Here is a 12,836-nt window from a genome sequence, read left to right on the forward strand (position 1 = left end):
AATGGAGGCGAAGCGCCTCAAGGAGCCATGTCCGGTGTTTCACGCGATAGTGTCCATTAAAAAATGATGGACACTATTTTCCCGGAACCGGAGCCCGCTGCACAGACGGTTTAAATGTGACGCTTACTTACATAACAGCGAGCCGATTCCAACCGATCCGCCCCCCATTCCTCAGCCGCAACCCGATCCGCCACCGGATCCGGAGTTTCCGCCGATAATGGATCCGCCGCCTCACCGCAACGTATAAAAAAAGGGCATGCGTTTACGCGCATGCCCTTTACCTTTAATGTATTCAGCAGCGTTATTTAATCTCTAAAACATCAAGGCGTTCACTGACATCGGGTGCATCGTCTTCATCGCTGCGCCAGCCAACCGGATTCGCTGGCAGGGTTTCACGATCGAAAGCGAGATCGCCGCCATCCACCACCGCATCCCCGTGCTGAATGCCTTTGAAATCAAACAGATTCACGTCGGCCATGTGTGACGGCACGACATTCTGCATCGCGCTGAACATGGTTTCAATCCGGCCCGGATAGCGTTTATCCCAGTCGCGCAGCATATCTGCCACCACCTGACGCTGCAGGTTAGGCTGCGAACCACACAGGTTACACGGGATAATCGGGAACTGACGCGCTTCGGAGAAACGAATGATATCTTTCTCGCGGCAGTAGGCCAGTGGACGAATGACAATGTGTTTCCCGTCATCGCTCATCAGCTTCGGTGGCATGCCTTTCATCTTGCCGCCGTAGAACATATTTAAAAACAGCGTTTGCAGGATGTCATCGCGATGGTGGCCCAGCGCGATTTTGGTACAGCCCAGCTCTGTGGCTGTGCGGTACAAAATGCCACGACGCAGACGCGAGCACAGCGAGCAGGTGGTTTTGCCCTCTGGAATCTTCTCTTTAACGATAGAGTAGGTGTCTTCCTCGACAATTTTGTACTCAACACCTTGCGCCTCAAGATATTCCGGCAGGATATGCCCCGGAAAGCCGGGTTGCTTCTGATCAAGATTGACTGCCACCAGACTGAAACTCACTGGCGCGCTCTTCTGCAGGCTACGCAGGATCTCCAGCATGGTATAGCTGTCTTTACCACCAGACAGGCAAACCATGATGCGGTCACCTTCTTCGATCATATTAAAATCGGCAATGGCCTCGCCTACGTGACGACGCAAACGCTTCTGGAGCTTGTTGAGGTTGTACTGTTCTTTCTTGTTAATTTCTTGATTTTGCAGCATTACGTCGCTTCTCAATAATCAAAGGGCCACATTTGAGCCTGTTGCCGTGCCCCCTGATTTGCTTTTATGACAGGTTATCACCCGCCGAAGATTGTCAGCAGGCAAAGTATGCCGCGTATGGTACGGATTACGCGTGCAATTTCCAATATCAATTATCGTTAAGCATAAACCTGATGGTGACTGACCACGATATTTTGCCTTCCGTCTTATTTTTGCCAACTGCACTGGCAAGAGAGATAAGATGAAAAGCAGAGAATAAACACGGTCAGATAAAGGCGTTATTCACGCCGACAATAAGCCGCAATGAAAGCAGAAATGAAGATTTCATGGTGAGGGTAAGGATATGTCTACTGTCGGGTGGGATTTATCCCGCCCGACAAGAACGTGCATCTACGCTTTTATCGTGCGGAAGCGGCACAACGCAGCATCCATGTCCTACATCATCTCCAGCGACTGCACGCCCTTTACTTCCATGATTTTGTCATACAGATGCGCATCGCTGGATTTCCGGGAGAGGGTAACCTGAACGCTTAATTCACATAAACCGCTTTCCTCGTCCCGGTTAATGACCGAAATATTGCCATAGCGGATGCCTTCGCGTTGCATGACCAACAGCACCAGCGGCACGCTTTTCGCCTTGAGATAAACAATTAACGTATGGTGTTTACCAATCAGTAAATGACTCAAACGGCGGAAAACCTCGAGCACCACCAGAGCCAGCACGGTGCCGTAAATGCCGATTTCATACATGCCGCTCCCGATGACCAGGCCGATTGCGGCGGTAACCCAAAGCCCGGCTGCCGTCGTCAGGCCTTTAACCACCTGTTTCTGGATCAGAATCGTTCCGGCACCCAGAAAACCCATGCCGCTGACAACCTGTGCCGCGACGCGGCTGGGATCGAGTGCAACGTGATCCTTCATCAACATGTCGGCAAAGCCATATTTAGACACCAGCATAAACATCGCACTGCCAATCCCGACCAGAATATGAGTACGTAATCCGGCTTCTTTGGCACGCATCTGACGTTCCAGGCCAATCAGACCGCCCAGAATGCCCGCAAGCGCGATACGAATCAGCATATCCATTAACATTCTTTTTCTCCGCTCGACATCATGGTTAAACTATATTCCGCCACGTGACTATGTGATAACAGGATAATTCTGCTTGTAATAGGTCAGAATATTTTTTGTAAAAAGCTATTTCTTCTCTCGACCGCGTGTCAGGGCTGACATATTCTTGCTTAGCCTTTAACTCACCTTCCCGGAGTCTGATTGATGAAAGCCGCGACTTTTCTGCTGGCTGGTGCCGCGTTGTTATTGTCTGCCTGCAGCAGTAACAGCGATGACAACGAGCCGCCACAACAAGCCACCGCCGCCCACGTTCAGCCACGTGTGGTTATGTCTGCAATGGCGGAGGCCAGTTGTACCAATGCAGGGGGAACGCTGGCGTTTTCAAATCAACTGGACGGCTCGCGCATCGGCATGTGTCAGTTAGTCAACGGACGCCGCTGCAGCGAGCAGGCATTGCTCGGCGGTAACTGCGCCCGCTAAACGCGGAGGCCGGCTGTGACCGGCCTGCGTTATCAGGCCGTCACCCGGTTCGGACAGTCTTCGCCACGATGAAGCCGGCTGAGGTTTTCCAGCGTGGTTTCTGAAATCGCCGTCAGAGCTTCAGCGGTCAAAAAAGCCTGATGGCCTGTGAACAGCACGTTGTGGCAGGCTGACAGGCGGCGGAAAATATCATCCTGAATGACATCATTCGATTTATCTTCAAAGAACAAATCCCGCTCATTCTCATAAACGTCCATGCCTAACGCGCCAATTTTTTGCTGCTTAAGTGCATCAATGGCGGCCTGAGAATCAATTAACCCACCCCGACTGGTATTAATAATCATGACGCCATCGCGCATCTGCGCAAACGCGTTAGCATTAAGCAGATGATGGTTTTCCGGCGTTAACGGGCAATGTAGTGTAATCACATGCGACTCGGCAAACAGGGTTTTCAGATCGACATATTCCGCGCCCAGCGATAACGCCTGTTCCGAAGGATAGGGATCGAAGGCCAGTAAACGCATGCCAAATCCTTTTAAGATGCGCAGGGTGGCTATGCCTATTTTGCCGGTGCCAATAATGCCGGCGGTTTTGTTATGCATATTAAAACCGGTCAGGCCGTCCAGCGAAAAATTCGCATCGCGGGTGCGTTGATAGGCGCGATGAATACGGCGATTCAATGTCATCATCAGGCCGACGGCATGTTCAGCGACGGCTTCCGGGGAATAGGCGGGCACGCGAACCACTTCCAGACCCAGTTCAGCCGCGGCTTTCAGATCGACATTATTAAATCCGGCGCAGCGCAGGGCGATAAATTTCACCCCTAATTCCGCCAGTTCCTCCAGCACCGGGCGGCTACCGTCGTCATTCACAAAAAGACAAACCGCATCACAGTCTACGGCAGTCTTGGCCGTGCTTTCGCTCAGCAAAAAATCATAAAAGACCAGATCGAAACCATACTGTTTATTGACCTGTTCAAAATATTTCTGGTCATAGTGTTTAGTACTGTATACGGCGATTTTCATCGTGGTGCTCCTGGAAAAGGGATGCAACAAGGATAACGTTTTCTCTTACTTTTTGCTGACACCTCTTTAACCTTACCGGTCAAACCTTCACCTTCGGCGTGTTACGTGCCATCATTACGCCCAGGATATTGAAAAAAAAGGAGTCTTGTTTTCATGCCACGGAGTTTCCGTCGACGCCTGGCCGCGATTCTGGCGCTGATTTTATTGCTGCTGGGATTACTGCTGACCCTTACACAGTGGCTGCCGCGTCTGGTGGGCCTCTGGCTACCTGCAGGCACGCGCGTCGAACTGGAAAACAGCCCACGCTGGCATGACGGGCAACTCATTTTTCCGTCTCTTCATTATTTAGCCGGTGACTGTCGCCTGGCGAGCGTCAAAAACGCGGCGCTGGGCCGGCAACAGTCGCGCTGGACGCTCAACGCACAACAGGTCACGTTACAAAGCGAATGCCTGCAACAGCTTCCCGAATCACAAACCGCCCCGACCGCACCGAAAACGCTGGCAGAGTGGCAGGCCATGCTGCCGGGCGCAGATATTCACATTGATAAGCTGACGATCTCGCCCTGGCAGGACTATGCAGGTGGCCTGGATTTGACCCTCAATAAAGCCAGCCAGCAGCTGCATTACCGGGGCGATAATTTACAGCTTGAGGCCACGCTGGAAGGTCAGCAACTGACGGTCAGACAACTGACGATCACCCATCCGGCGCTTCCCGAGCCGCTCAGCCTCAAAGGTCATTTTGAACTACCGCAATACGCTAACGGCCTGCCGGTTAACGGCGAGATCGCGGGCGCGCTGGCCCTGGACGGGTTTCCGCAACCGCTAAAAGCGGCACTGCGCTGGCAGTATGAAAGCGGCCTGCTGAACATCACCACAGCGGATGCTGCCCGTCCCTTGCTGCGTCTTCCGTGGCAGGCCAGCCGTGACCGCATCACTATTGAGAAGGGTGAATATTACTGGCCACTCACGGCGCAGCCCTTGTCGGGCTTTGTGACGCTGACGCTGGATAACTGGCAGGCCGGGCTGGATGCCACAACGGTCACTGGCCGCCTTAACCTGCTGACGCAGGGGCGGGGCGGCAAAGGCAATGTCGTTCTGGGCATAGGTCCCGGTCATCTCAGCCTGACGCAAAGCCAGCTGCCGTTACAACTGACCGGCGACAGTAAATTTGCTGCCATGCAGCTGTCTGGCAGTATTCCTGGGCAACTGACCGGATCATTACTGAATCCCGAACTGGTTGTTAAACCCAACGCACTGTTGCGCCTGCGCGGGCGTTTACTTTCAACGCTGAACGTGGATGAAGCGCGCTGGCCGCTGGCGGGGGTGCGCTTATCGTCCCGGGGCATTTCTGGACGTCTGCAGGCCATTCTGCGCGCGCACGATCCCAGCTTTGGCCGCTTCACCCTGCATCTGGACGGCGGGGCCCGTGACTTCTGGCCGGATACGGGTGAATGGCGCTGGCGCTACTGGGGAGAAGGCGAGATGCATCCGTTACAGGCGAAATGGGATGTCAGGGGAACCGGTGGCTGGCGCGGCACGCTTATCCATCTTGATACCTTGTCGACCGGTTTTAACCAGATGCAATACGGCAGCGTGCGGGTGGAAAAGCCGCGTTTAATCCTGACTGCCCCGGTGAACTGGCAGCGAGAGGCGGACAATCCTTCCTTTGACGGAAAATTTCAGATGCAGGCCGGTCAGACGCACTTCAGTTACGGGGGCTGGCTGGCTCACTCAACGCTGGATTTTGCCGCTCGCGGGCGCGATCTTGGTCATTTTGTCTGGGGCGGCGAACTGAAAGCCGGCAAGGTCGGCCCGGTACGGGTTAACGGGCGCTGGGATGGCGAGCGCCTGCGCGGTCAGGCCTGGTGGCCCACGCAGTCGCTGACGGTTTTTCAGCCGTTGCTCAGCCCCGATCTGAAAATGAAAATTCGCGCGGGCGAACTGCGCGCTCAGGTGGCGTTTTCTGCCGCCGCTCAGCAGGGTTTTCACGCGGGCGGACACTGGACGGTGAAAAACGGCAGCGTCTGGACGCCAGACAGCCAGATTAACGGCATCGATTTCTCGCTGCCATTCCGTCTGCAAAACCAACAGTGGCATTTTGGCTTACGTGGACCGGTTTCATTGCGCATCGCAGAAATCAAGAATCAGTTTGCCCTGCAGAATATTCAGGCTGACTTACAAGGCGCCTGGCCATGGCGGGAAAACGATCCGCTCTGGTTGCAGGATGTCAGCATGGATCTGCTGGGCGGGAAAATTACGATGCCGTCTCTGCGGATGCCACAGCACAGCCCGGCGCGCGTGTCGCTTCGGGATATCAGCCTGAGTAAACTCGTCAGCGCGATTAAACCCAGGCAGTTCGCGATGTCGGGCAGGGTGAATGGCGAATTACCGCTGTGGATCACGAATGCGCGCTGGATCATCGAAAATGGCTGGATTGCCAACAGCGGGCCGCTGACCTTCCGGATGGATAAAGACATGGCCGATGCCATCACCGCAAATAATATTGCGGCAGGCGCCGCGATGGACTGGCTGCGCTATATGGAGATTTCGCGTTCCTGGGCCACGCTGAATCTGGATAATCTGGGCGAACTGACCATGGTCGCGCAGGTGCAGGGCACCAGCCGTTTCAGCAACCGCAACCAGACCGTAAATTTAAACTATCGTCATCAGGAAAACCTGTTCCAGTTGTGGCGCAGCCTGCGCTTTGGCGATAATTTGCAATCCTGGGTGGAGGAAAATGCCACTCTGCCGTCGAAAAAGGAACCCTCACCATGAGCCTCAGGGCCTTACTGCTGCTGATAGCCGGACTCCCGCTGACGGGCTGTGTACCGCGCATCGAAGTTGCCGCGCCAAAAGATCCGATTACCATCAACATGAATGTGAAAATCGAGCATGAGATCCACATTAAAGTGGACAAGGATGTGGAAGCGTTACTGAAAAATCAGAGCGACCTGTTTTGAGGAGAGTCCGCATGAAACGCAACGGCATCACATGCTTACTGGCCCTTACGATGAGCCTGCCCGCCTGGGCATTGACGCTGGATGAAGCCCGTCAGTCAGGCCGGGTGGGAGAAACACTGTCAGGATATATTGCGCCGCGCGCAGATGACAGCGACACGCTGGCACTGGTTAAACGCATTAATGACGGTCGTGCTGCACAGTATCAACGTCTGGCAGAGCAGAACAACCTGATAACGGATGAGGTGGCCAGAATCGCCGGACAGAAGCTGGTAAACCGTGCCGCAGCGGGGGAATATGTACGCGGCATCAACGGACAGTGGCTCAGGAAATAGCCGGGCGACAACGTTGTACGGCAGGCATAAAAAAACCGGGCTCAGCCCGGTTTTCCAGATAAGATCGGCGAATCAGGCCGCAACGATGTGTTTGATCGCGTCTTTTGCTTCGGCGGTGGCTTTTGTCGCGACTTCCGGGCCATAGGCAATGCCTTCGGCAAACACAAACTCGACATCAGTGATACCGATAAAGCCCAGGAACAGCTTGACGTAAGGAGTCAGCAGGTCAGAAGCGGTATCTTTGTGAATGCCACCACGGCTGGACAGAATCACGGCGCGCTTGCCTTTGACAAGGCCTTCCGGGCCGGCTTCGGTATAACGGAAGGTCACGCCAGCACGGGCGATCAGGTCGAAATAGTTCTTCAACTGCGTAGGAATGTTGAAGTTGTACATTGGGGCAGCAATCACCACCACATCATGTGCCTGCAGCTCTGCAATCAGCGCATCAGACAGTGACAAGGCTTCCTGCTGACGCGGAGACAGCGGCGCATCAGAAGGACGCAGCGCGCCCACTAACTCACCATCCAGCACCGGTACCGGGTTTTCTGCCAGGTCACGCACGGTCACCTGATCGCCTTTGGCCTTTGCCTGCTCAGCATAGAAGTCAGCCAGCTGACCAGATTGTGAATAGCCTGCAAGAATGCTTGATTTCAGAACTAATACTTTGCTCATCGTAGTTTCCTGTCTGTTACGCGGAAGGCTTCCCGCTCAATGGCTTACACTTTACAAATATTGAACGGAGCGGGAAAGCGCAATATTTCGAGAGCTATATTCGAATTAATTGAACAACCCGTCATGCGCGAGGTCCGCGCGGCAAACGGGAATGTGCTATGATAGGCGCAATTATTATCGTTAATCAGCGGGTTATCTTAGCACTGTACGCTGAGTCCATACCGCCTGAGTAAGGTACGTCATTACTATGTCTTCTCCGGTTTCATCTCCCTTAACGCCGCTTTGGTCGCGGCTTGATGCCCTGATGCTGCGCGACCGGCAGCGGCTGCAACGCCGGTTGCACGGTGCCAGAAAAGTGAAAAATCCTGATGCCCAACACGGTATTGCCGCCGAACTGGAGCAGGATATTCTCGCGGCTGAGCAGCGCGTGGCCCAGCGTATTGCCGCCACACCGCGCATCACGTTCCCGGATAATCTTCCGGTCAGTCAGAAACAGCAGGATATCGCGGATGCGATTCGCGCTCATCAGGTCGTGATCGTGGCAGGTGAAACCGGCTCGGGAAAAACCACCCAGTTGCCCAAAATTTGCCTGGCGCTGGGACGCGGTATCACCGGTTTAATTGGCCATACGCAACCTCGTCGTCTTGCGGCGCGCACCGTCGCGAACCGCATTGCCGAAGAGCTGGAAACGTCGCTGGGCGGCTGCGTCGGCTACAAAGTGCGCTTTAATGATCAGGTCGGTGAAACCACGCAGATTAAGCTGATGACCGACGGGATTCTGCTGGCGGAGATCCAGCAGGATCGCCTGTTGATGCAGTATGACACCATCATCATCGATGAAGCGCACGAACGCAGCCTGAATATCGACTTCCTGCTGGGCTATTTGCGTGAGCTGCTGCCGCGCCGTCCGGATCTTAAAGTCATTATCACCTCGGCGACTATCGATCCGCAGCGCTTCTCCCGCCACTTTAACAACGCGCCGGTGATTGAAGTATCGGGCCGGACTTATCCGGTGGAAGTCCGTTATCGTCCGGTCGTCGAAGAGGCGGACGATGTGGAACGCGATCAGCTTCAGGCGATCTTTGATGCGGTTGATGAGCTGAGCCAGGAGGGCCGGGGCGATATTCTGATCTTCATGAGCGGCGAGCGGGAGATTCGCGATACCGCCGATGCGCTGATGAAGCGCGATTTGCCGCATACCGAAGTGCTGCCGCTGTATGCGCGTCTGTCGAACAGTGAGCAAAATCGGGTATTTCAGTCACACAGCGGGCGACGTATCGTGCTGGCGACGAACGTTGCCGAAACCTCGCTCACCGTGCCGGGCATCAAGTACGTCATCGATCCGGGCACGGCGCGCATCAGCCGCTACAGCTACCGCACCAAAGTTCAGCGTCTGCCGATAGAGCCCATTTCTCAGGCTTCCGCGAATCAGCGTAAAGGACGTTGCGGCCGCGTATCGGAAGGGATCTGTATCCGGTTGTATTCTGAAGCGGATTTCCTGAGCCGTCCGGCCTTTACCGATCCCGAAATTCTGCGCACCAATCTGGCCTCAGTCATTCTGCAGATGACCGCGCTGGGACTGGGCGATATTGCGGCATTCCCGTTTGTGGAAGCGCCGGATAAACGCCATATTCAGGACGGCGTCAGATTGCTGGAGGAGCTGGGCGCGCTGACCCTGAGCGAAGAAGGCCATTATAAACTCACCGGCTCGGGCCGCCAGCTGGCGCAACTGCCGGTGGATCCGCGCCTGGCACGCATGGTGCTGGCTGCCCGGCAGTACGGCTGTGTGCGCGAAGTGATGATTATCGCGGCAGGTTTGTCGATACAGGATCCGCGCGAACGCCCGGCAGAAAAGAAGCAGGCCTCCGATGAAAAACACCGGCGTTTTGCTGACAAAGAGTCTGATTTTATGGCCTTTGTTAACCTGTGGAACTACCTGGGCGAGCAGCAAAAAGCGCTGTCCGGCAATGTCTTCCGTCGCCAGTGTAAAGCCGATTTCCTTAACTACCTGCGCGTACGGGAATGGCAGGATATCTATACCCAACTGCGTCAGGTGGTCCGTGAGCTTGGTATTCCGGTGAACAGCGAACCGGCGGAGTATCGCGAGATCCACTGTGCGTTACTGACCGGTTTACTGTCGCATATCGGCCAGAAAGATGCGGAAAAGCAGGAGTTTACCGGTGCACGCAATGCGCGCTTTGCCATTTTTCCGGGCTCAGGTTTATTCAAAAAACCGCCCAAGTGGACAATGGTGGCGGAGCTGGTGGAAACCAGCCGACTCTGGGGCCGTATTGCCGCGCGTATCGATCCGGAATGGATAGAACCGCTGGCACAGCATCTGATCAAACGTAGCTACAGTGAACCGCACTGGGAGAAATCGCAGGGCGCCGTCATGGCCAGTGAGAAAGTCACCTTGTACGGCTTGCCGATTGTGGCCGCGCGCAAGGTCAACTATGGCGCGATCGATCCTACGCTGAGTCGCGAATTGTTTATTCGCCACGCGCTGGTGGAAGGCGACTGGCAAACGCGCCACGCATTTTTCCGTGCTAATCAGAAGCTGCGCAGTGAAGTGGAAGACCTGGAACATAAATCGCGTCGCCGCGACATTCTGGTAGATGACGAAACCTTGTTTGCCTTTTACGACCAACGTGTAGGGAAAGAGGTGGTTTCCGCACGCCACTTTGACAGCTGGTGGAAACAGGTCAGCAAAACCACCCCGGAACTGCTCAATTTTGATAAGCAGATGCTGATCAAAGCGGGCGCCGATACGGTCAGCCAGCTCGACTATCCCAATGTCTGGCATCAGGGCAATCTCAAACTCAGATTGAGTTATCAGTTTGAACCTGGTGCGGATGCAGATGGCGTGACGGTCCATATTCCGCTTCCGCTGCTGAACCAGGTCGATGAAGCCGGCTTTGAGTGGCAGATTCCCGGTGTACGGCGTGAACTGATTATTGCGCTGATTAAATCGTTACCGAAGCCGCTGCGTCGTCATCTGGTGCCCGCGCCAAACTATGCCGAGGCGTTTTTAGGCCGCGTGACCGCAATGGAAATGCCGCTGCTTGATGCCCTGTCGCGCGAGTTCCGCCGGATGACGGGCGTGACGCTGGAGCGGGACGACTGGCAATGGGAACAGGTGCCCGATCATCTGAAAATGACCTTCCGGGTGGTAGACGAACACAACCGTAAGCTGCAGGAAGGTAAAGATCTCGCGGCGCTGAAAGTGCTGCTTAAAGGCAAGGTGCAGGAAACGCTGTCCAACGTGGCAGATGATGGTCTGGAACAGCGCGGTTTACACCTCTGGTGCTTTGGCGATTTGCCTCGCAGCTACGAGCAAAAACGCGGCAACTACCAGGTAAAAGCCTGGCCCGCGCTGGTCGATGAGAAAGACAGTGTGGCCATCCGGTTATTCGACAGTGAGCATGAGCAGCAGAAAATGATGTGGCGCGGTCAGCGTCGGTTGCTGTTGCTGAATATTCCGTCGCCGGTGAAATATCTGCACGAAAAATTGCCGAACAAAGCCAAGCTGGGCCTCTATTTCAATCCCTATGGCAAAGTGATGGAGCTGATCGATGACTGTATTGCCTGCGGTATCGATAAGCTGATTGCCGAGGCGGGTGGACCGGCCTGGGAACAGGCGGCCTTTGATGCGCTGTGCGAGAAGGTCCGCGCCGAGCTGAATGATACCGTGGTGGAGATAGCAAAGCAGGTTGAGCAGATTCTGACGGCGGTCTTCAATATCAATAAGCGCCTTAAAGGTCGGGTTGATATGACACTGGCACTGGCGCTGGCCGATATTAAGGCGCAGATGAATGGGCTGGTGTACCGGGGATTTGTGACCCAAAATGGCTGGCAGCATCTGGCAGATACCTTACGTTATCTGCACGGTATTGAGCGTCGGCTGGAAAAATTGCCGGTTGATCCCCACAGCGACCGCGCCCGTATGCTCCGGGTTCAGGCCGTTGAACAGGCCTGGCAGGCCTGGCGCAACAAACTGCCGCCGCAGCGTCAGGATGATGAGGATGTGCTGCATATTCGCTGGATGCTGGAAGAACTCCGCATCAGTCTGTTCGCACAGCAGCTTGGCACGCCTTATCCCATTTCAGATAAGCGCATCATGCAGGCGATGGAGCAGATCACCGCCTGACGGCGGCAAACAGGGTCTTGTAAGAATAAAAAAGCCCGCATTCTTAAATGCAGGCTTTTTTGTGTAACGGTGAGAGCTACTGCGCCAGCGCTTCCAGCCGGTCTTTAAATGACGTCACGGCAATCGCGCGGTTGTCAGCCAGATAACGGTCTTTCGCCGCCGGGGCAGAACTCTGCACCGCTATCAGTTGCCAGCCCTTATCGCCTTTCAGCAGGAGCGGAGAACCGCTGTCGCCAGGCAAGGTATCGCACTGATGCGATAAAACCGCCCGTTGCGCCCAGCCGGTAATCAGGCAGTCGCTGTGTGAATACAGGCTGTCGAGATGATCGGCGGGATAACCTGCTTGGGTCACCTTGCGGCCCGCCGCTTTCAGCGCTTCGGTTAAGTCACTACGCGAACCTTCAAACAGCGGAATCGGCGTAATGGCAGAAGGGGGATTGCGCAAAATAATCAAACCGTAATCGAACGGCGCTGCATTGCTGGGGACGATCCAGCCTTCGCCATCCGCTTTCAGCTTATGCACCAGCGACGGTTCAACGCGCGCATCGATGTCATGAATTTCGTAGCGCCAGCCTTTTTTGGTAGACATAAAACGTAGCGCTACGGGTTTATCAAATTTACCTGGAGGTGTCAGTAAACAGTGGCCCGCCGTCAGGGCAAGATGGGGAGAAATTAACGTGGCGGTGCACAGATTACCGCTTTCGGTTTCCAGTTGTCCTATCGCATCCCAGGGGGCCGCGCTGACATCGGTAATGGCCTGGCGATGATCTTTGCCAAAAAACAACATTTTAATTTCGGCGGGTGTCGGTGAATCATCATTATCATCAGCATGAACAAACGCGGTGAAACTGAAAAGTCCAACGATTAACAGGGTAGCCAGGCGCATAGAACTCTCAATAGCGAGAAAAAGAA

The 12,836-nt window shown here is 54.8% G+C and carries 10 protein-coding genes; 5 read left to right on the forward strand and 5 right to left on the reverse strand.

The window, feature by feature from the left end:
* Window positions 1-301: 301 nt before the first annotated feature.
* A complete protein-coding gene (gene ttcA, locus F7Q90_RS03830; RefSeq protein WP_006119273.1) occupies window positions 302-1,237 on the reverse strand; it encodes a tRNA 2-thiocytidine(32) synthetase TtcA in 936 nt (311 codons plus the stop codon).
* 435 nt (window positions 1,238-1,672) lie between these two features.
* On the reverse strand, window positions 1,673-2,329 hold the full coding sequence (locus F7Q90_RS03835) for an MgtC/SapB family protein (RefSeq protein ID WP_006119272.1): 657 nt from the start codon (window positions 2,327-2,329) through the stop codon (window positions 1,673-1,675).
* 183 nt (window positions 2,330-2,512) lie between these two features.
* On the opposite strand from F7Q90_RS03835, the gene F7Q90_RS03840 reads away from it, so the two are divergent.
* Window positions 2,513-2,788 carry a putative hemolysin gene (locus F7Q90_RS03840; RefSeq protein ID WP_006119270.1) on the forward strand — a complete coding sequence of 92 codons (276 nt, stop codon included), beginning with the start codon at window positions 2,513-2,515 and terminating at the stop codon, window positions 2,786-2,788.
* A gap of 32 nt (window positions 2,789-2,820) precedes the next feature.
* Here F7Q90_RS03840 and F7Q90_RS03845 read toward each other — a convergent pair whose 3' ends face one another.
* Entirely contained in the window at window positions 2,821-3,813 is a 993-nt protein-coding gene (locus tag F7Q90_RS03845; protein ID WP_006119268.1) for a 2-hydroxyacid dehydrogenase, read from the reverse strand.
* A 153-nt stretch (window positions 3,814-3,966) separates the two neighbouring features.
* On the opposite strand from F7Q90_RS03845, the gene F7Q90_RS03850 reads away from it, so the two are divergent.
* The 3 genes from F7Q90_RS03850 to F7Q90_RS03860 are packed head-to-tail and all read left to right on the forward strand — an operon-like array spanning window position 3,967 to window position 7,105.
* Complete coding sequence (locus F7Q90_RS03850; protein WP_006119267.1) at window positions 3,967-6,588, forward strand: YdbH family protein; 2,622 nt, start codon at window positions 3,967-3,969, stop codon at window positions 6,586-6,588.
* Window positions 6,585-6,773, forward strand: coding sequence for a YnbE family lipoprotein (locus F7Q90_RS03855; protein WP_006119266.1), 189 nt, complete (start codon window positions 6,585-6,587; stop codon window positions 6,771-6,773). Before F7Q90_RS03850 ends, F7Q90_RS03855 begins: the two co-directional genes overlap by 4 nt.
* 11 nt (window positions 6,774-6,784) lie before the next feature.
* Window positions 6,785-7,105 (forward strand): YdbL family protein, encoded by a 321-nt coding sequence (locus tag F7Q90_RS03860; RefSeq protein ID WP_006119265.1) that lies wholly within the window; start codon window positions 6,785-6,787, stop codon window positions 7,103-7,105.
* A 72-nt stretch (window positions 7,106-7,177) separates the two neighbouring features.
* Here the strand turns inward: F7Q90_RS03860 and azoR are convergent, their stop codons facing one another.
* On the reverse strand, window positions 7,178-7,777 hold the full coding sequence (gene azoR, locus F7Q90_RS03865; protein WP_006119264.1) for an FMN-dependent NADH-azoreductase: 600 nt from the start codon (window positions 7,775-7,777) through the stop codon (window positions 7,178-7,180).
* Window positions 7,778-8,024: 247 nt separating this feature from the next.
* On the opposite strand from azoR, the gene hrpA reads away from it, so the two are divergent.
* Window positions 8,025-11,924 carry an ATP-dependent RNA helicase HrpA gene (hrpA, locus tag F7Q90_RS03870; RefSeq protein ID WP_006119263.1) on the forward strand — a complete coding sequence of 1,300 codons (3,900 nt, stop codon included), beginning with the start codon at window positions 8,025-8,027 and terminating at the stop codon, window positions 11,922-11,924.
* 76 nt (window positions 11,925-12,000) lie between these two features.
* On the opposite strand, the gene F7Q90_RS03875 is transcribed toward hrpA, so the two are convergent.
* A complete protein-coding gene (locus F7Q90_RS03875; protein WP_006119261.1) occupies window positions 12,001-12,810 on the reverse strand; it encodes a trypsin-like serine peptidase in 810 nt (269 codons plus the stop codon).
* Between the last annotated feature and the right edge of the window lie 26 nt (window positions 12,811-12,836).

Source organism: Pantoea stewartii subsp. stewartii (genome assembly GCF_008801695.1).
GTDB classification, from domain to species: Bacteria; Pseudomonadota; Gammaproteobacteria; order Enterobacterales; family Enterobacteriaceae; genus Pantoea; species Pantoea stewartii.